Source organism: Actinomadura harenae (genome assembly GCF_003696215.1).
GTDB classification, from domain to species: domain Bacteria; phylum Actinomycetota; class Actinomycetes; order Streptosporangiales; family Streptosporangiaceae; genus Spirillospora; species Spirillospora harenae.
Genome location: NZ_RFFG01000015.1, coordinates 92,979 through 110,757, shown reverse-complemented (window position 1 = coordinate 110,757; position 17,779 = coordinate 92,979). Strand labels below are relative to the sequence as shown.

Genomic DNA, 17,779 nt, shown 5'->3' with positions numbered 1-17,779 from the left:
GGCACGGACGGCGGTCTCACCCCCTGCCCGAGGAGGCCGACCTTGCTTCGACCGATCGCCGCGACGGCGCTGATCCTGGCCTTGGCCACCGCCTGCGGAGGCGGTGGCGACAGCGGTGGGGGCGACGGCGGGTCCGGGACGGACCGCGCCGCGGGCACCGCGCAGGCTCCCTCCTCCGGTCCGGGCCAGGCCCCAGGGGGCTCGTCCTCGGCGCCTTCCTCCCAGGAGCCCTCCAGCGAGCCGGGCGGCGGGCCCGCGGGGTCCACGCCGGCGCCGTCCTCCGGCGTCCCGGGCGCCCCGGTCACGATCAACGGCGTGCAGCCCGGCCGCGCGGCGCCGTCCAGCCTGGACGGGACGTGGGCGTCCAGCAGGGTCAAGATGTTCTTCTACCGCGGCGCGGCGGCGCTCAACTCGCCGAACTTCTGCACCGGCACCGTCGACCCCCAGAACACCATCACGCTGACGTGCGCCGACCACTCCACCGAGCGCGCGCAGGGCAAGGCCGAGGTGTCCGGATCGTCGCTGAAGGTGACCTGGGCGAGCGGAACGGTCGACACCCTCACCCGCAAGAGCTGAGAACACCCCGCGAACTCCGGCCGAACGGCCCCGCGTCCCCCTGGGATGCGGGGCCGTTCGGCCGTTTTCGGCCTTGATCGCGCAAAGACGGACAGGTCAGGCGGCCGGTTGTCATGGTGGCCACATCCGGCCACGCGGAAACGATCTTGTTGACATCAGTAGTTACTGACGGGTTTGTATGGGCCTTCACGTTTTTGATCGACCCCCCGGACCCCACCCCACCCGCGTCCTGCCTGCGTGTTAGGCCGGGGTCCCAGAAGGAGGCGAAGCATGCGTCGTAGGACGCGCGCGGGGGCCGTGGCAGTCGCCGCGGCCCTGAGCACCACCTCGTTCCTCTCGGTCACGGCCGGGGCCGCACACGCGGTCGCCGCCACCGAGTTCTCCGTCCCGATCCCGGACGTGATGCCCTCCGGGCTCGCCAAGGGACCCCACGGCTCGGTCTGGTTCACCGAGAACGCGGGCGGCATCGGTCAGGTCTCCGCCTCCGGGAAGGTGATCGAGTACGCCGTTCCGGACAACTCCAAGAACCTGAAGGCCCTCCCCTCCGGGATGGCCAACGGTTCCGACGGCTCGATCTGGTTCACCGACATGTCCCAGGCGATTCCGCGCGTCGGGAAGGTCGACCCGGCGACGGGCAAGTCCACGATGTTCGAGCTGCCGACGTCCGGCGCCCTGAACTTCGCCTGGAGCTCGGTCAACTCCATCACGCCCGGCGCGAACGGGACGATGTGGTTCTCCGGCATCAACTCCGGCGCGATCGGCAAGATCGACGCGGGCGGCAACGTCACGCTGTACGCCGCCGGCGGTTACCCCACGTCCGTGGTGACCGGCAAGGACGGCGCGATCTGGTACCCCGACGCGCAGGGCAGCATCGGACGCCTCGACCCCGCCACCGGCGCGGTCAAGAAGTTCGACGTTCCCGGCTCGGCGCAGGGCAGCCCCGCGTTCACCGACATCATCAACGGCCCGGACGGCAAGATCTGGTTCAGCGAGTCGGGCGTGAGCCGCCTCGGGTCGGTCGACCCCGCCACCGGCGAGGTCAGCCAGCACAACCTGGCGATCGCCGACACCAAGCCGACCGGCCTGGTCGCCGGCCCGGACGGCAAGATCTGGTTCGCCGAGGCCGCGGCCAGCAACATCGCCACGATCGACCCGGCCACCGGGGCCGTCACCGAGTACCCGCTGCCGTCGACCCTGTCGGCGCCGCGGAGCGTCATGCTCGGCCCCGGCGGGAAGCTCTGGTACTCCGCCCCCGGCCGTGGCCGCATCGGCTCGTTCGACCTGGCCAACCCGCCGACCGGCGCCGCGCACGGGGCGACGCCGCCGCTGACCATGGGCAGCAACCCGGCGTCGGCGCCCGGCTGGGCCAACCGCTGCCAGGTGGGTGAGATCTGCCAGACCCAGATCGTCACCGGCGGCGAGATGAAGATCGGCAACTTCGTCCAGAAGCTGCCGGCGGGCTCGATCCGGGTCACCGGTGGGATCAACGACCTCAGCGACATGTCGAACATCCCGATGAACCCCCCGGTCATCGGGAACACGCTGGAGTCCAAGGAGCTCGAGGTCCCCGGCGGCCTCATCGGCCAGCTGCCGCTGGTCGGCCCGATCCTCGGCCAGTCCCCCGCGGCGCTGTGGGCGGTCAACAAGCTGACCGTCACCCAGTCCCTCGCGGCCCCGGCCGTGGCGTACTTCACCAGCACGGGCGGGCTCGGCGCGCGCCTGTCGCTGAACCTGAAGCTGAACAACCCGCTGCTCGGCGACAGCTGCGTGATCGGCCCGGTCAACGCCTCCCTGGAGCCGGAGATGACCGCGGGCGGCATGACCAGCGACCCCGCGGTCGGCTGGAACGCCGGACCGGTCTCGATCAAGGCCCCGGTGGCCGTTCCGTCCGCCAAGGGCTGCGGCCCGTTCGGTCTCCTGAACGGCGTCATCGACCAGCTCATGGGCCTGCCCTCGGACAAGTCCAAGAACATGATGTCCCTCAACGGCATCTTCTCGATGGCCGGGGGCACCAACCCGTCCAACGACCACATGCTGTCGGCCAAGTCGTCGACGCTGTCCCCGGCGCTGCAGAAGCTGCTGTTCAAGAAGCCGAAGGCGAACGCTCTGCCGAAGGCCCCGAAGACGGTCAAGCTCCACCTGACCGCTCGCCACTGACCCGCGCACCCAGCGCGACCGTCAGACCGGTCCGCCGCCGTCCGCTCCCCGCGGACGACGGCGGACCGCCGCGTTTCCGGGGTCGGCCGGGCAGGTCAGGGGTGGGGCCGGGCAGGTCAGGGGGTGGGGCTGAGCTGGGCGTGGAGGGTGATCGCGAACGCGGGGCCCGCGTTGGTCAGCTCGTGGGTGTGCGTGCCGCCGTGGACGCGGACGCGGTTGGCGCGGAGCGGACGTTCGGAGACGCCCTCCTCCGCAATGGAGACCTCGACGAGCTCGCCCGCGAGCAGGATGCTGACCTCGGTGCCGCTGTGGTCGTGGACGCCGGTGCGATGGTCGGGCGGCCAGGTCGTGAGCCACAGCCGGACGCCGTCGACCTCGTCCAACGGGACGCGGACGGGCCCGGCGGGGTCGAAGCCGACCCGGTGCCACCACTGGGCGGGACGGGCGGCGAGATCGCGGATGCGGGACGCGAGCTGTCCCACGGTGGGCGGGCGCTTTCGCAGGTCACGGCCGTGCGGGTCGTCCTGACCGCGCATCATGAGGTCGGGAGCCAGATCGAGGTCCACGAGTGGAGAAGTCCTTCGGCTGCGCCTCGTCCACGGAAGGGAGCGGGGCGAACGGGCTGTCGGGTCGGTGGTCGGGGATCGGCGACGACGGGGCGTCGGGGATCAGCGACAACAACACGAAGGACACAGCGCGCTGGCCGCCCGGCCGAAGGCCACGGGGCATCCAGAGAAAACGCGCGCCGACATGCACACCAGGACACACTCCGTGACCGTCCGTTGTCAAGTCGAACGGCGCGAGACGACCGGGATTCCGGTTTCGCCTGGTGTTCACCGATTGATCACGCCTGGTCCCGAAATCCGCTTCCGGACACGGGAAGCATGCGGAGCGGCATGACCGAAAGACGATCGGAGTCGGCGATGGAGCTGGACAGGCGGAATCTGCTGCGCGGCGGGCTGGTGGCGGGCGGCGGCGCGGCGCTCGGCCTGCTGTCCAGTGGGACGGCGGGCGCGGCGGCACGGACGGCCCCGGCCTTCGTGCGCTCGGGCCGGGCCCGTGTCACGCACGGTGTGCAGGCCGGTGACGTGACCGCGCGCGAGGCCGTCGTGTGGACGCGGTCGGACCGTCCGGCCCGGATGCTGGTCGAGGTGTCCCGGCGGCCGGACTTCCGGGGCGCCGACCGCTTCCGCGGCCCGGTCCTCACCCCGGACACCGACCTGACCGGCAAGACGTTCCTGCGCGGCCTCCCGGCGGGCGAGGAGTTGCACTACCGGGTCGTCCTCGCCGACCTCGACCGGCACGGCGTGACGTCCGCGCCCGTCGTCGGACGCCTTCGCACCGCGCCCCGCAAGCGCGCCGACGTCTCGTTCGTGTGGTCGGGCGACCTCGCCGGGCAGGGCTGGGGCATCAACCCCGAACTCGGCGGATACCGGATCTTCGACGCGATGGCCGCGGTGAACCCGGACTTCTTCCTGTGCAGCGGCGACCTGGTCTACTCCGACGGCCCGATGACGCCGACCGTCGCCCTGCCGGACGGCCGCACCTGGCGCAACCTGGTCACCCCGGAGAAGACGAAGGTCGCCGAGACCCTCGCCGAGTACCGCGGCCAGTTCCGCTACAACCTCGAGGACACGGCCTTCCGCGCCTTCAACGCGCGCGTCCCGATGCTCTACCAGTGGGACGACCACGAGGTGCTGAACAACTGGTACCCGGGCGAGGTCATCGACCGCCCCGGCTACACCGAGAAGCGCGTGGACGTCCTGGCCGCGCGCGCTCGCCGCGCGATGTTCGAGTACACGCCGACGACCGTCCGCGCGCAGGTCGGCGGCCGGATCTTCCGCAAGGTCTCCTACGGCCCGCTGCTGGACGTGTTCATGCTCGACATGCGCACCTACAAGAACCCGAACACGACCGACACCGAGAAGTCCGGCCCCGGCCTGCTCGGCGCGGAGCAGGTCGCCTGGCTCAAGCGCGAGCTGCGCGCCTCGAAGGCCACCTGGAAGATCATCGCGAACGACCTGCCGCTCGGGCTCGTCGTCCCCGACGGCACCGAGGGCAAGCCGAACCTCGAAGGCGTCGCGCAGGGCGACAACGGCAAGCCGCTGGGCCGCGAGCGCGAGTTCGCCGACATCCTCGGCTACGCGAAGAAGCACCGCGTCCGGAACATGGTGTGGCTGACCGCCGACGTCCACTACACGGCGGCGCACTACTACGACCCCGCGAAGGCCGCCTTCTCCGACTTCGACCCGTTCTGGGAGTTCGTGTCGGGCCCGCTGAACGCCGGCGCCTTCGGCCCCAACGCCCTGGACGGCACCTTCGGCGCGACCCTGAAGTTCCAGCAGGCCCCGCCGCACGCCAACACGTCCCCGGCCGAGGGCTTCCAGTTCTTCGGCCAGGTCGCCATCGACGCCGCGTCCGAGACGCTGACCGTCACCCTCCGCGACCTGGACGGCAAGGCGCTGTACACCAAGCCGCTGACCCCCGTCCGCTAAGCCCTCCCGAGCACCGGCCCCCGTCCTCAGGCGGGGGCCGGCCCGCTTCCTCAGACACGCGCACGCCAGGAACCGCGCGCGAGATGTACCGTCCCGCCGGCGGAGACCCAGGCCCGGGCACCGAAGAGCGGGAGTTCGCCGTCGATCAGCCAGCGGTGGCGAAGATCGTCCAAGGCGTCCCAGAGACGCCGAGGGCCCGCCTGGCGGACGATCGGCAGGGCGTCGCCGGTCGCGGTCGCACGCGCCCACGAGCCGTCGGGATGGATCATCCAGGCGGTCTTCCGGTCGCCGCTGCGCTCGAAGCGGTGCACGAGGCCGGGGTGATCGATCTCCAGCATCGAACGCAGCTCCCAGGACTCCTCGACATCGACGACCGGATAGCGCCCGATGCCCTCGTCGCCTTCGGCCTCGTTGGGCTTTGCGACGGGTGCGGGCGGGTAGTCGGGCCCGGTGCGGGTCGACATGAACCCGGCACGGTCCCATTCGAAGCGTCCCTCGGCGACCATCGCGCCCGCGTCGCCGGTTTTGGTCGCGGTCAGGATCGCGCGAATGCCGGTGAGGGTCGTCACGAGCCGTCCGCCGGGCCTGAGCGCCTGAATCCAGGACGGCGGGATGGGACGGACGGCGACCGTGGACACGATGCGGTCATAGCTTCCGGGCAGTGGGCCGGTCGCGTCCGCCACTGCGAGCTTGGCCTGAACGCCAAGGTCGGCGAGGCGTTCGGCGGCGGCTTCGACCAGGTAGGGATCGATATCCACGGCGGTGATCGCGTGGCCGCCAAGCGCGGCGGACAGCAACGCGGTCCCGTAGCCGGACCCGACACCGACGTCCAGGACGTCGGCTCCGTTGTAAAGCTGAGCGTGCCGGTACATGGTCAGCAGGAGGCCGGGGAGCGTGGAGGACGACGTGGGAGGCCCGGTTGTGATGTCGTCCGGGGCGGCGTGGTCGGCATGGCGCGGGCCGACCCTGGTGACGAGCGTGCGATCGCTGTAGACCGCCCGAAGCCATGCGGACTTGTCGTCCGAGCCGTCGCGCATCGTCCAACTGCTGTCGTCGTCCTCCCACCAGCGCGGGACCAGCAGATGGCGAGGCGTCGAACAAACCGGCCCCCACCAGCGCGAACCGGGGTGAGTGACCTTGGCGGCGAGTGCTTGGGCGTGTGACTCCCAGGTGTTCGACATGGGCTGTCCCTCCTAACGGTCGGGGTTGCAGTAGGACGGGTTGCAGGACTCGGTCTCAGCGGGCGCACAGTCGCCGCTGTCAAGGTTCGGCTTGCACCCGGAGTCGTCGAGGGCGCTGCGCGATACCCGCGCGCGCAGTTCCCGCCAAGCCTGCCCGGACAGGACGTCACCGAGGGCGCTGTCACGAACGTTGCCTGCGGAAACGCTGCGAGCCATCACGCACAACCAGACGTCCCCGTCCGGCCCGACCGCGGCCCGCCCGTCCCCGCAACGTCCGCACAGCTCACCGAACGCATCGACACCCGACTCGGCCGCGCGCCCGATACTCCGCGCCCGGTCCGTCGAAACATCCGTGACACCCATGGAACGCAGCTGGTCACGCGCCTGAACCACACGCTGCTCGCCCAACACCTGGACCATCCCGACACGCAGCGGAACACCCAGCTCAGCGGCGCGGTCGATATTGGCGCGCGTCTGCCGCCAGGTCGGCCGTCCAGTGATCGCGAGGTGCTGCTCCGGGTCGTCGCTGTACCAGGACGTCGCCAGCCGAACGCCGTCCTGAGCGAGGACGCGCCACAGGTCGTCACTGATGCGGACGAGGTTGGAATACACCTCCACACCGAGCCCGACCCCGATGGCGTGATTGATCAGAGTCGCCAGGCCCGGGTACAGGGTCGGCTCACCACCGATCACACACACGTCCCGAACACCCAGGTCAGCGGCCTGGTCGACAACGCGATGCCAGTCAGCGGACGTCATCCTGCCGGACGACGAGCGGGGGCCGGACGCGTTGTAGCAGTGGCCGCACTCCAGCTGGCAGCGCCGAGTGACCTCCAGCCACAGCCGATCCCATCCGGTTCGGGAGGCTGCCATGGGGGTGGTCGCAGGGATGGCCATTCACGCTCCTTCAACGTTGAGTCGGCTGGCGAACGCGCCCTTGAGCGCGGTGATCGCCTCGTACGGCTGATCGACTTCGGCCAGCGGAGCCCGTCCAGCAGCCACCACCAGCGACCCCCGTCGTCCGACCGCCGCACGCAAGTGATCAGGCCAAGGCCGTGCCCCGCGGACGCCCCGGCAGGACGAACCGACACCCGCAGGCCGCCGTCACTCCATTCGGCCAGGAAGCCATGGGCCTGGACCTGAGGCTTCAGCCCCGCCACGGCCAGCTCGGCAGAGTCGTCGTGCTCGATCACCGAGCCCACCTCCCGAGCAACGGCCAAGGACGACGCACCGGTGACTCATCGGACGGGACGGGCCACCCAGCATCAGCGACCAGCGGCCCCAGGACGTCATGGACGGCGGCCAGCACCTGCGGCAACTGATACCGCGTCCCCAAGAACCGCCCGGACGAGTCACAGAACCACGCGACCTCGTCACACCCGCTCAGCAGCGGCTCGACATGCACCGACAAGCCCGTCCGATGCAGCGCCGGATGACTCACCCGCACAAGCGGAGGCGACAACTCAAACCGAGGGACGATCGTCCACCCCGCCGCAGCCAGCAACTCGGCCAGCTCGCTCAGGTACCGCTCGCGTGAGGACGTTCGAGTCAGCCGCACAGCACACTCACCACATCCCACGCCACAACCGCCCCGACCAAAGCAGCGGCGGCCCCCACCAGCGCGAACACCCGCCGCCCAGACCCCCGCCGGACGGGCCCACGCACCCGATATGCATCGGGATACCGCTCCACTCGCGTCCGAGCCGAAGGAACCTCCGCCGACACCAGCCGAGCCGCCACCCTGACCACCGGCGGAGACGACGCCTCATCCTGGACGGGACGGACGTCCATCAGCGGACGACGCAGCGGCGGCCACGACGGCAGAAGCGTCTGCCGGATGGACGCAGCCAGCTCACGCGCCGTCGGAGCCTCCACCAGCCGGTCACCCAGCAGCGCCCACCAAGTCCCGGTGAACTCGCCGCGCCACGACACCACACCCGGAAACTCACGGTGCAACGCAGCCAGCAGAACCTCCGGGTCGGCCTCCACGACAAGGCTCACGACACGTCCGTCCCCGAAGCCTGGACGAGAAGCCGCTGCGGCCAGCCCTCAGCCGCCTTCCGCTGCGCACCCCACCGCAAAACCGGCAGACCAACAGAACAGCGAACCCACCACCCAGGAAACTCCTCACTCAGAAGCTCCAGTTCCCTACGCTCCTGAACACTCAGCCCAGAAACGTCCGGATTTCCCCTAAGATCTCCCACGGATCGGACCTCCTACGTCCGGTCAAGGCCCCGGATCCCCCGCTGTTACCGCAGCGGGCCGGGGCCGCTTTAGGGCATGAAGCGCACCAACACGCGTCCATCACGCCGCCCAGGGAACATATTTCCGAGCACTTCTCCCTGGCCTGAAGCAGATGGCCGGGAGTGCCCAACCGCTGGGCGGGGAGCTCCCCTGCCAGGAAATCCGCACCCACGCTCGACGCCTCTGGGCAGGCGATTGTGCGCCTACACCTTCAACTGTGACGCTGAGCTATGGCCGTTCTCGATTCCCCAGCGGGTATCTCACCGTGAGATGTACGCTCAGGCAGATGGAGACCGGAGCGTACGGACCAGTGGAACTCCCCTCCTCGGCTTGGCAACGGAGTGATGTCCGCGACGCCCTCACCACACGCGACATTCCGGCCCTACTGCGCCTAACCCAGCGATATACAGGAGTCAGCCAGGCGCGACTCGCGGCTGCACTCGGAATGGGACAGGGCCGTGTCAACGAGATCATCAATGGCAAACGCGCCGTTTCCCAGCTGGATGTGTTTGAACGCATTGCTCACGGCCTTGTGATGCCGGACCACGCCCGCGCCTTGCTGGGCCTGGCACCACATCGCCTGACAGTGGGTGCGTTGGCCGGTCCGGTGGAGATCGCCCACGTCTACGCCAGCCAGGCCGATGTCGAACACGAACTGCGCAGACAAGCCAAAACGGCCAAACGGGTCGACATCCTCGCCGTCCGCGTCCTGGGCCTCGTCGCGCTCAACGACTCGCTGCTACGTGGGCCATTGATGACCCGCCAAGAGAGCGTCGCGGTTCGCGTGCTGCTGTTGGACCCGGCAGCACCCGCAGCGCTAGTCCGTGCGGCGGAGATCGCTGAGTCGGCTGAGTCGTTCTCAGCCGGTATCCGCCTGTCGCTGACCAGGCTGGCGGAGCTGGCCGAACTGCCGCACACCGACATCGAGATCCGTCTCTACGAGGAGCTCCCCATCTGGCGCATGCTGGCGTTCGACGACATGCTGTTCCTCAGTGCCTTCGGCGTCGACCACGAAGGACACCGGTCGGGGGTGTACAAGCTCACCGCCGCGACCGATGGCGTCCTGCACGCTGGATTCCGTCGGCACTACGAGGACCTGTGGCGTCGGAGTCGGCGCTGGGAGGGGGCATCCCGTGATCGAGGCTGAGCTGAAGGCCCGGGTCCGCGACCCCGAGGCCCTGCACATTCGGCTCCGCGAGCTTGCCCGAGGCGAGACGAGCGTCTACCGGGACACCTACTACGACGAGCCGGATGGCTCTCTGACCCGCGAGGGACGAGAGCTGCGCCTCCGCAGCATCGACCGCTCCGGAACCCGGCAGACCTTGCTCACCTACAAGGAACCCCCCGTCGACGCCGCGTCCGGCAGCAAACCCGAACACGAGACCGAGGTCGGCGACGACGAAGCCATCGACATGGTGCTTCGCGCCCTGGGCGCGGTCGAACACGTCCGGCTGACCAAGCACTGCGTGAACTACCGGTTCACCAGGCGAGGCCGCGACATGCTTGCCACCGTGGTCACCGTCCCCGAGCTCAAGGGCACCTTCGTAGAGGTCGAGACGATGACGAACGCCGAGAGTGTCGGCTCCGCCCTCAGCGACGTCCGAGCTGTCATGGCCGACCTTGGCATCGACCCGGCGGACTTCACCACCGAGCAGTACACCAACGCCGTCATCCACGCCCGCACACTCCCCTGAGGGACGCCTGCGCTCAAGGGCACCACCCCCCAGAGGCGTTTCGCCCCCGAGAGGAGTGGGCGACGACGGTGACGACCGCCACGCAGCCGTCTGAGGTAGGGCCGATGCCGCAGAGCGTGACTATCACCGGGACCAGGTCGACCGCCCACCGTTCACCGGACGAGTACCGGCAGCTCTTCGAGGAGTACCTTCGCCCCTTCACCGGCTCGGGAGTCAGGTACTACATCGGCGGAGCGTCCGGGATCGACTCGCTGTCGCTCCTGTGGCTGACCTGGGAGACCCAGGTCTCGATCATTGTGGCCGTCCCGGCAAGGGAAGCCGACCAGCCCGCCGACGCCCGTCAGGCCATCGCCATCTCACGGGACGCCGGACGCCTCGGCGAAGTGGTCGAACTGTGCGGGGAGACCCGAACATCCGGGTATCACGCTCGCAATCGCTACATGGTCGACCGCAGCGACCTCGTGATCGGCTTCCCTCGAGCAGGAAGCCCCGGCGGCGGCACCCACTACACGCTGGACTACGCGGCATCCCAGGACAAACCACACCTTGTGCTGCCGGTATGACAGGCGGCCGCGCCTCGGAAGACGCTCGTCCCCGGTTGACGGGTTCTCCTGGCCGAGTTCGGGGACATCGGTGTCATGCGTGATGCTCTTCCAAGGAACGTTGCGGACGCGCTATGCCGAGCGGCCGAGCAGTGCGATGCCGATCTCGGTGACGCGCGGGTCGTCCACCAACACAGCAACACCGTCGTGGCACTTCCGTCGGCCGGGATCGTAATCCGCATCGCGAGCAACCCCGACGCCCTCGAACGAGTAAAGGGGTCCGTGCGCCTCACCCGATGGCTTCACGCTCGCGGCTACCCCTGCGTCGAGCCCGCACTGCTCGTTCCGTTCAAGGCCGCCGGTCTCATCGTCTCGGTCTGGCGGCTTCTCGATACGGTCGCAGACCGTCCGGGGTCAGCGAGTGACCTCGCCACGCTCCTCCGCGACCTCCATCAGCAGCCTGATCCGCCCGTCACCCTGACCACGCTGGACGACCCGCTCGCGAGTGTCAGCGCTGCCGTCCAGAACCAGGGCAGAAGCCTGGACGGCCAGGCACGAGCCTGGTTGCTGAGCCGGATCGGCGAACTCCGCGACGCGTGGTCCGAACTGGGGACGGACCTGCCGCCCGGGTTGATCCATGGGGACGCGCACTCCAACAACCTGATCAGAACCGTCGACGGACGCGTCCTCCTCGGAGACTGGGACCATGCAGCACACGGTCCGCGCGAATGGGACCTGATCCAACCCTTCTATATGGCCCGCCGTTTCTCCCGGCACAGCGCCAAGGACCTCGACGACTTCGCCCACCGGTACGGATACGACGTCCGGCAATCGAGGTCATTTGAGACGCTGATCCAGATTCGGGAGATCAGCGGACTGAGCGCCTACATCAGGAAGGCGGACGACGACCCGTGGTCTCGCGACGAGGTGGCCGGCCGTGTGCGCTCACTCCGCCGAGGCGACACATCCACCAGCTGGCACCCTCCTTCCGCACGCTGATCGCGCCTCCGGCACAAGTGATGAGCCGGATACCGAGCGACCATCCGGACGCCAAGGCATCGCGGGCCAGGAAGAACCCCCAATCAGGGACGAAGGTAGCGCTGATCGGATTGCGCCCTCTCAGGGGGCGAAGAGGACGGCAGGCGCGCAGGGGAAGGGGCGTCCGGCGGAAGCGGATCTTCAGCGAGCCGTCGGTGGTTCTTTCGGCCCGGCAGGTCGGTGAGATTCCAGATCCGCTTGGTGACGGATGCTCGGATGGACGGTAAGGCTACAAGCGCCCAGAATCGGTGGAGTTGGGAACGTGGCAGCAGGTGTTGTGACTGCGAATTTCTACCGGGGGTTGCCCGTCCACAAGGCGCGTGAGACCGTTTTGGGACACCCTTGCTTTACGGTTAGGAAGTCTCGCGATGCCTCGACCGTGGGAGGCCGACCCGACTACCGGGTTCAGGCGTAGGCTCGGCAAGTCGGCGCTCGAGCTGGGGAACACCACAGGAGATCCGACGTGTCCAGATATTTGGGAGTTGGACAACGGTGATATCGCAGTGATCGGCCGTGACCTCACCGAGCAGTATTCCGAGCGTCTGCCGGCCGACGTCTCGGTCGGCGACGGCGAACGCCTCGTCGTCCTTCCCCGGAACATGTTGATCGCCGCCAAGCCCGACATTCCCGATGCTTGATCGCGTCGGAGAGCTCCCTGCCGTCGAGTTGGACGCCCAGGGGTATCTCAATGATTTCTGGCGCTACCACGAACGTACCGACGGCGCTTTCTGGAAGCTGGAGCGGCGGCAGTCCTTTCGTGAGCCTGACGAACCCGGGTGGATCGCGATGAGTACCGGCGATTGGGGACGTGCCCTCGCCCTGATCGAGGAGCAACGGTCCGCAAGCAGGTCGGCGAACGCAACGGTGACCGGACGCGAGAGCCACCGCCTCCGGATCGTCGAACGGCCGGTCAGCCCGTACCTCCAGTGGGAACTGCACGTGCTTCAGGTGAGAGCGGAGTCGGGCGTCCAGGACATTCGGATCCTGGACGCGGCGGAGCTCACCGGGCTGGAGGCCGAGCATCACCTTCCTGAGCTGGTGTTCCTCGGCACCACGGTGATGTACGAGGTCCTCTACGACAGCGACGGCACGCACTCGGGCGGCCGCCGTCACGACGACCCGGAAGTGATCCACGCCTGCCACCGGCAACTCGTCGAGCTCCACGGCGCGGGCGAACGGCTGCTGACCTACTTCGAACGGGAGATCGCTCCGCTGCCAGCTCCCCATGGACACGCCTGAGACGGAAGGCCCGACCGGTGAGAGTCCGTCCGGCCAGGCACGTCGCGGTCGGCCGCGCCGCTCACCGAACGCTGGTCACGACGCTGCTGCTCATCGTGATCGTTCTCGCGACGGGCCTGGTCGCGGGGCTGCGCTGGCTCGCCGATCGCAGGACCCGCAGGTAGACCTGCCGTCAGCGGGTTTGGTCGATGACGGTGTGGAGGTACTGGACGGCGAGGTTCTCGGCGTTGTGGTTTCGGTTGATGGTTGTTCCGTCGGCATCCGACCAGCGGCGGTAGAGGGCGACGGCGGCGAGGAGGGCCTGGGCGGCCTCGTGGCGGTCGTGGCCGCACAGTGTTGCCTGAAGGTCGCGGGCCTGTTCGGGGGCGATGGTCTCCAGGTGGCGGACGCCGCGCGGGGGCGCGTCCACCTGGCGGGCGGCCAGGGGGCCGAGCACGGTGTCACGCAGGTAGGCGAGGAAGCCGATGGTCTCGAACAGTTCGCCACGGCCCAGCTTCGTCGCGCCGTAGTGCACCCAGACCCAGAACCGGTCCTCGATCCACTGAAGGTCGAGCGCCGGAGTGGCCGGCGGTTGCTGGGCCAGGACGCCCGTGAGCAGGCCGTCGCGGTCCCAGAGGATCTCCGGGTCCGTGGTCCGCTCGGCGAAGTCGGAGGCCCGGACGAACTTGAAGTCGACGTGCAGGAGGGGCGGCCCTACCAGCGTGATGATCAGGCGTGGCTCGCCGACGTGCTCACCGGTGAATCCGGCCACCAGGGAGGTCCACGAGCCGATCAGGGTGAGCCGCTCCCGCATGACCGCGTCGTATGCCTCGTCATCGACGACAAGGACCAGGTCTACGTCCGAGTACACGTCCGGACGCCCGTCCGCGATCGATCCGGTGACCGCCACGCCTGCCACGCGCGCGTCTTGTTGAATCCGGGGCAGCGCGTCGCTGAGGAAGCGGCTGTGCAGGGAAGGGACGTCCATCTGCTTTCCTTCCGATCGGAGCAAAGCAGATCAACGTAACACTCGTCCGGGCGGGAAGCGCGGAACGGTCCTGGCGTCGGTGAGGGAGGGGCGCGACTCTCGGAAGGTTAATAGGTTGCTTGACTATTTGGCGGTGGGGACTGATAGTTAGGCACATGCTTAACCAACCTGGATCGTTGGACCGGGTGTTCCAAGCGCTGGCGGACGGTAGTCGCCGGGAGATCGTGGAGCGGCTGGTTCGCGGGCCCGCGTCGGTCAGCGAGCTGGCGCGGCCGCTGGACATGTCGCTACCTGCGGTGATGCAGCACCTTCAGGTGCTGGAGGCGTGCGGGCTGGTCCGGTCCGAGAAGACCGGCAGGGTTCGCACGTGCCATATCGAGCCGGGGGTGCTGCGGACGGCCGAGGAGTGGATCGTCGGCCGGCGCACCGTGTGGGAGCAGCGCCTCGACCGACTCGACGCCCACCTGACCGACCGCCCGGACCATGGGAGCACACCATGAGCGAAGTCCTTCACTCGACCTTCGTCCTCGAACGCCGCTACGCCGCCTCACCGGCCACCGTGTTCGCCGCGTGGGCCGACCCCGAGGCCAAGGCGCGCTGGTTCGCCGGGCCGGACGCCGAACACGAGCTCGACTTCCGCGTCGGTGGACGGGAGGTCAACCGCGGCCGCCGCGACGCCGGTCCGATGCTGACGTTCGAGGCCTGGTATCGCGACATCGTCCCGGACGAACGGATCGTCTACACCTCCACGCTGTCGGCGGGGACGGAGCTGGCGACGGTGTCGCTGACGACGGTGGAGTTCACCCCCGAGGAGGACGGCACCCGGCTGCTGCTCACCGAGCAGGGCACCTTCCTGGACGGCCGCGAGGAACCGAGCTGGCGGGAGCAGGGCACCGGCGACTGGCTCGACGCGCTGGCCACCGACCTGTCGCGTGCGGCCCGATGACCGTCCCCGCACAGGCCAGGCGCTGGTGGATGCTGACGCTGCTGGGCGCGGCGTTCTTCATGACGATCCTCGACGGCACGACTCTGCTCACCGCGCTGCCCGCGATCGAACGGCACCTTCGCCTGCACGGTCCCGCCGTCCAGTGGACCGTGACGGCCTACGCGCTGGCGTTCGGCGGGCTGGTGCTGTTGTGCGGCCGCGCCGCGGACCTGCTGGGACGCAAGCGGATGTTCGTCGCCGGGATGCTGCTGCGGGTCGCGGCCTCCCTGGCCTGCGGGCTCGCCCCGTCCATCCAGGTCCTGGTGGCCGCCCGCGCGCTGCAGGGCGTCTCGGCCGCGATCATCGCCCCCGCGGCGTTGTCGATGGTGATGAACGCCTTCCCGGAAGGAGGCGAGCGGAACAAGGCGCTCGGGATCTGGGGCGGCCTCGGCGGGCTCGGCGCGACCGCCGGTCTTCTGCTCGGCGGCCTCATCACGGACGCGCTCGGCTGGCAGTGGGTGTTCTGGATCAACATCCCCGTCGGCGTCCTGGTGCTGGCGTTCGCCCCCGGGTTGCTGCGCGAGAGCCGGGATCTGACCGGCTCTCGTTCTTTCGACATCGCCGGGGCGCTCACCATCACCCCGGCGCTCGTCCTGCTCGTCTATGTCATCACCCGGATGCAGACGTCCGGGTGGGCGAGCGGGACGACCGTCGGGCTGCTGGCCGTCGCGATCGTGCTGGTCTGGGTGTTCGTCCTGGTCGAGAGGCGATCGGCGGCACCGCTCGTTCCCTTGGGGACGCTGCGCTCGCGCATGCTGATCGGCGGCGACCTTCTTCTGCTCCTCGCCGGCATGGCCGTGGACGGCATGCTCATCACCCTCACGTCCTTCGCGCAGCAGGTGCTCGGCTGGTCGGCGGCGCGGTTCGGGCTGGTGGCCGCGTTGATGACCGTCGCCGCGGTGATCGGCGCCCTGCTGAGCCAGCGGGTCGTGACGAGACTCGGCCCGCGGCGCGTGGCCACCGCCGGGACCGTCCTGCTCGGTTGCGGCTGCCTGCTGCTCACCCGCATCCCGGTCGGCGGCTCGATGATCGTCCTGCCGATCGCCTTGTGCCTCTTCGGGGCGGGGATGGGCGTCGCCACGGTCTGCGGGCAGATCGCCGCGCTGACCGGCGTGCGCGAAAGCGACTCGGGCCTGGCCGCCGGCCTCGCCGACACCTCCTTCGCCGTGGGCACCGCCCTTGGAGCCGCCATCTGCACCAGCGTCGCCACGGCCCGGACGTCCGCGACCGGCGGACCGGCGCCGCTCGCACTCACCGCCGGACACCACGCCGCCTTCGCAACGGCCGCGGTCTTCGCCGCTCTCGGCCTGCTCACCGCGCTGGGACTCCTCAGGCAGCGCTCCGCCCGTCCCCGCACGGTGGCGACGGACGCGGGTGAGAGCACGCCCACCAGGGAACCTTCGGCCTCGCCCTGACCTATCGGACGCGGATGCGGGACGTCACCCGACACACGCACCTCGCCGTGCCGTGCCGTGCCGCGCCGGAGCTCGGACCTGGCCTTCTGGCGGGTTGCGGGCAAGTGGGCGATGATCGACTTATGTGGCTACTGATGTCCTTTGTTGGCGCTTTTGCCATTCTGCTGGTGGCCGGTGCCGTGTACGACCGACGGGCTCGCCGTCGGGGGCACCGGGTGCGGGACGGCGGGGAGTGGTCGGCGGCGTTCCGCGCCAACCGACGGGACATCAAGGCATGGGAACGGGGCTCGGCGGGGAACATCGGCCAGGACGTTTCGTGGATGTCGTACCGGCGAGGCGGTCGCTGACGTAACGCGCGGGACGTCCCAGCCCTACCGCCGGTTTCGCGGGACGTCCCAGCCGGGCCACCGGTTTCTCAGGCCGCCAGCTCTTCCAGGCCGGTCCGGACCCAGGTGAGGTTCAGGTCTTCGGCCGCGTGCCGGGCGGCCTCGATGAGGGTGGCGCGCTCGGGGTCGTCCTCGGGCAGTTCGGCGGCGAGGAGGAGCTGGGCCGCGGCGATCTGCGGACGCATGCCGACCGCGGCGCGCAGGTGCAGCGAGCGGCGCAGCATGCGGATCCCCTCTTCGGGGTCACCCGCCTCGATCACGCGCCAGGCGACGTGGCGGAGCACGATGGACTCAAGGATCAGGTCGCCTTCCTGGAAGGACGCCTGGAGAGCCTTGTCGTAGTGCACCTTCGCGGCCGCTCCGTCCTCGCGGATGTTGTCGAGAAGCGCGCCCCAGTGGAACTCCGCCCAGCCGTGCGTCTTCGGGTCGGCGGAGGCGAACCGGTATCCGGCCTCGGCGGTCGCGTAGTCGTCCGGCAGCGGGTCCAGCTTGAACATGACGCGGGTGTAGGCGAGACGGGCGGCGAGCAGACGGGCCTGCACCGATTCCGGGTCGAGCGCCGCGATCGCCTCGGCCGCGGCCTCCATGCCGTCGAGCTGGAACAGGAACCGCTCGTACAGGACCTCGGCCCTCAGTTCGAGGGCTTCGGCGCCCTCCTCCGCGGCGAGCAGCGCGGCGGCGTGATCCCAGTCCCCGAGCACCTGGAGCCGCCGGGCGAGGTCAAGGACTGTGTAGGTGTCGTTACGCATCATGGCACCTACGCTAGGAGTCGGCGATGTAGGTGGTCAAGGGGTGTACGACCACTACATGAAGAGGGACGGGCGGCGGGTCGCGCGGGCGGGGGAAGCGCGGTTCACCCG

General features: G+C 69.4%; 19 protein-coding genes. 13 read left to right on the top strand and 6 right to left on the bottom strand.

The window, feature by feature from the left end; translation table 11 throughout:
* Nucleotides 1-42: 42 nt before the first annotated feature.
* Nucleotides 43-576 carry a hypothetical protein gene (locus tag EBO15_RS44125; protein WP_122194267.1) on the top strand — a complete coding sequence of 178 codons (534 nt, stop codon included), beginning with the start codon at nt 43-45 and terminating at the stop codon, nt 574-576.
* Between the two features lie 270 nt (nt 577-846).
* On the top strand, nt 847-2,733 hold the full coding sequence (locus EBO15_RS11180; protein WP_147481450.1) for a Vgb family protein: 1,887 nt from the start codon (nt 847-849) through the stop codon (nt 2,731-2,733).
* 116 nt (nt 2,734-2,849) lie between these two features.
* Here EBO15_RS11180 and EBO15_RS11175 read toward each other — a convergent pair whose 3' ends face one another.
* Complete coding sequence (locus EBO15_RS11175; RefSeq protein ID WP_122194265.1) at nt 2,850-3,299, bottom strand: cupin domain-containing protein; 450 nt, start codon at nt 3,297-3,299, stop codon at nt 2,850-2,852.
* A 330-nt stretch (nt 3,300-3,629) separates the two neighbouring features.
* On the opposite strand from EBO15_RS11175, the gene EBO15_RS11170 reads away from it, so the two are divergent.
* On the top strand, nt 3,630-5,228 hold the full coding sequence (locus tag EBO15_RS11170; RefSeq protein ID WP_233616112.1) for an alkaline phosphatase D family protein: 1,599 nt from the start codon (nt 3,630-3,632) through the stop codon (nt 5,226-5,228).
* Nucleotides 5,229-5,278: 50 nt separating this feature from the next.
* Here the strand turns inward: EBO15_RS11170 and EBO15_RS11165 are convergent, their stop codons facing one another.
* From EBO15_RS11165 to EBO15_RS11150, 3 genes are all read right to left on the bottom strand, one after another.
* On the bottom strand, nt 5,279-6,409 hold the full coding sequence (locus EBO15_RS11165; protein ID WP_122194263.1) for a methyltransferase domain-containing protein: 1,131 nt from the start codon (nt 6,407-6,409) through the stop codon (nt 5,279-5,281).
* Between the two features lie 12 nt (nt 6,410-6,421).
* Nucleotides 6,422-7,306: a radical SAM/SPASM domain-containing protein gene (locus tag EBO15_RS11160; protein ID WP_122194262.1), complete on the bottom strand. Its 885-nt coding sequence runs from the start codon at nt 7,304-7,306 to the stop codon at nt 6,422-6,424.
* A gap of 651 nt (nt 7,307-7,957) precedes the next feature.
* Complete coding sequence (locus tag EBO15_RS11150; protein WP_122194260.1) at nt 7,958-8,410, bottom strand: hypothetical protein; 453 nt, start codon at nt 8,408-8,410, stop codon at nt 7,958-7,960.
* Nucleotides 8,411-8,939: 529 nt separating this feature from the next.
* Here EBO15_RS11150 and EBO15_RS11145 point away from each other — a divergent pair.
* The 7 genes from EBO15_RS11145 (at nt 8,940) to EBO15_RS44120 (ending at nt 13,330) form a co-directional block, all read left to right on the top strand.
* Nucleotides 8,940-9,800 (top strand): helix-turn-helix domain-containing protein, encoded by an 861-nt coding sequence (locus EBO15_RS11145; RefSeq protein WP_122194259.1) that lies wholly within the window; start codon nt 8,940-8,942, stop codon nt 9,798-9,800.
* Complete coding sequence (locus EBO15_RS11140) at nt 9,787-10,347, top strand: class IV adenylate cyclase (protein ID WP_199744460.1); 561 nt, start codon at nt 9,787-9,789, stop codon at nt 10,345-10,347. The genes EBO15_RS11145 and EBO15_RS11140 overlap by 14 nt, the downstream gene beginning before the upstream one ends.
* Before the next feature lie 104 nt (nt 10,348-10,451).
* Entirely contained in the window at nt 10,452-10,910 is a 459-nt protein-coding gene (locus EBO15_RS11135) for a hypothetical protein (protein WP_122194257.1), read from the top strand.
* 75 nt (nt 10,911-10,985) lie between these two features.
* The gene (locus EBO15_RS11130) at nt 10,986-11,888 is read left to right on the top strand and encodes an aminoglycoside phosphotransferase family protein (protein WP_122194256.1); all 903 of its coding nucleotides are present in this window, start codon (nt 10,986-10,988) and stop codon (nt 11,886-11,888) included.
* A 407-nt stretch (nt 11,889-12,295) separates the two neighbouring features.
* Nucleotides 12,296-12,565: a hypothetical protein gene (locus EBO15_RS11125; protein ID WP_122194255.1), complete on the top strand. Its 270-nt coding sequence runs from the start codon at nt 12,296-12,298 to the stop codon at nt 12,563-12,565.
* Nucleotides 12,558-13,166, top strand: a complete 609-nt coding sequence (locus EBO15_RS11120; protein WP_325051893.1) for a DUF6879 family protein — start codon at nt 12,558-12,560, stop codon at nt 13,164-13,166. The genes EBO15_RS11125 and EBO15_RS11120 overlap by 8 nt, the downstream gene beginning before the upstream one ends.
* A gap of 17 nt (nt 13,167-13,183) precedes the next feature.
* Nucleotides 13,184-13,330 (top strand): hypothetical protein, encoded by a 147-nt coding sequence (locus tag EBO15_RS44120; RefSeq protein ID WP_158628183.1) that lies wholly within the window; start codon nt 13,184-13,186, stop codon nt 13,328-13,330.
* A gap of 8 nt (nt 13,331-13,338) precedes the next feature.
* Here EBO15_RS44120 and EBO15_RS11115 read toward each other — a convergent pair whose 3' ends face one another.
* Nucleotides 13,339-14,133: a nucleotidyltransferase domain-containing protein gene (locus tag EBO15_RS11115; protein ID WP_122194253.1), complete on the bottom strand. Its 795-nt coding sequence runs from the start codon at nt 14,131-14,133 to the stop codon at nt 13,339-13,341.
* Nucleotides 14,134-14,288: 155 nt separating this feature from the next.
* On the opposite strand from EBO15_RS11115, the gene EBO15_RS11110 reads away from it, so the two are divergent.
* Genes EBO15_RS11110 through EBO15_RS11100 form a run of 3 tightly spaced genes read left to right on the top strand, consistent with a single transcriptional unit; the run spans nt 14,289 to nt 16,533 of the window.
* Nucleotides 14,289-14,633, top strand: coding sequence for an ArsR/SmtB family transcription factor (locus tag EBO15_RS11110; RefSeq protein ID WP_199744459.1), 345 nt, complete (start codon nt 14,289-14,291; stop codon nt 14,631-14,633).
* Entirely contained in the window at nt 14,630-15,079 is a 450-nt protein-coding gene (locus EBO15_RS11105) for an SRPBCC family protein (protein WP_122194251.1), read from the top strand. Before EBO15_RS11110 ends, EBO15_RS11105 begins: the two co-directional genes overlap by 4 nt.
* Nucleotides 15,076-16,533: an MFS transporter gene (locus EBO15_RS11100; protein WP_122194250.1), complete on the top strand. Its 1,458-nt coding sequence runs from the start codon at nt 15,076-15,078 to the stop codon at nt 16,531-16,533. The genes EBO15_RS11105 and EBO15_RS11100 overlap by 4 nt, the downstream gene beginning before the upstream one ends.
* A 415-nt stretch (nt 16,534-16,948) precedes the next feature.
* Here EBO15_RS11100 and EBO15_RS11095 read toward each other — a convergent pair whose 3' ends face one another.
* Complete coding sequence (locus tag EBO15_RS11095) at nt 16,949-17,671, bottom strand: hypothetical protein (protein ID WP_199744458.1); 723 nt, start codon at nt 17,669-17,671, stop codon at nt 16,949-16,951.
* Between the last annotated feature and the right edge of the window lie 108 nt (nt 17,672-17,779).

What these genes read in the sequence shown, in the direction of transcription:
- EBO15_RS11180 (WP_147481450.1), top strand. Translation starts at nt 847, where the DNA reads ATGCGTCGTAGGACGCGCGCGGGGGCCGTGGCAGTCGCCGCGGCCCTG.
- EBO15_RS11115 (WP_122194253.1), bottom strand. Translation starts at nt 14,133, where the DNA reads ATGGACGTCCCTTCCCTGCACAGCCGCTTCCTCAGCGACGCGCTGCCC.
- EBO15_RS11170 (WP_233616112.1), top strand. Translation starts at nt 3,630, where the DNA reads ATGACCGAAAGACGATCGGAGTCGGCGATGGAGCTGGACAGGCGGAAT.
- EBO15_RS11120 (WP_325051893.1), top strand. Translation starts at nt 12,558, where the DNA reads ATGCTTGATCGCGTCGGAGAGCTCCCTGCCGTCGAGTTGGACGCCCAG.
- EBO15_RS11160 (WP_122194262.1), bottom strand. Translation starts at nt 7,306, where the DNA reads ATGGCCATCCCTGCGACCACCCCCATGGCAGCCTCCCGAACCGGATGG.
- EBO15_RS11110 (WP_199744459.1), top strand. Translation starts at nt 14,289, where the DNA reads ATGCTTAACCAACCTGGATCGTTGGACCGGGTGTTCCAAGCGCTGGCG.
- EBO15_RS11165 (WP_122194263.1), bottom strand. Translation starts at nt 6,409, where the DNA reads ATGTCGAACACCTGGGAGTCACACGCCCAAGCACTCGCCGCCAAGGTC.
- EBO15_RS11145 (WP_122194259.1), top strand. Translation starts at nt 8,940, where the DNA reads ATGGAGACCGGAGCGTACGGACCAGTGGAACTCCCCTCCTCGGCTTGG.
- EBO15_RS11135 (WP_122194257.1), top strand. Translation starts at nt 10,452, where the DNA reads ATGCCGCAGAGCGTGACTATCACCGGGACCAGGTCGACCGCCCACCGT.
- EBO15_RS11100 (WP_122194250.1), top strand. Translation starts at nt 15,076, where the DNA reads ATGACCGTCCCCGCACAGGCCAGGCGCTGGTGGATGCTGACGCTGCTG.
- EBO15_RS11130 (WP_122194256.1), top strand. Translation starts at nt 10,986, where the DNA reads ATGCGTGATGCTCTTCCAAGGAACGTTGCGGACGCGCTATGCCGAGCG.
- EBO15_RS11105 (WP_122194251.1), top strand. Translation starts at nt 14,630, where the DNA reads ATGAGCGAAGTCCTTCACTCGACCTTCGTCCTCGAACGCCGCTACGCC.
- EBO15_RS11095 (WP_199744458.1), bottom strand. Translation starts at nt 17,671, where the DNA reads ATGATGCGTAACGACACCTACACAGTCCTTGACCTCGCCCGGCGGCTC.
- EBO15_RS11125 (WP_122194255.1), top strand. Translation starts at nt 12,296, where the DNA reads ATGCCTCGACCGTGGGAGGCCGACCCGACTACCGGGTTCAGGCGTAGG.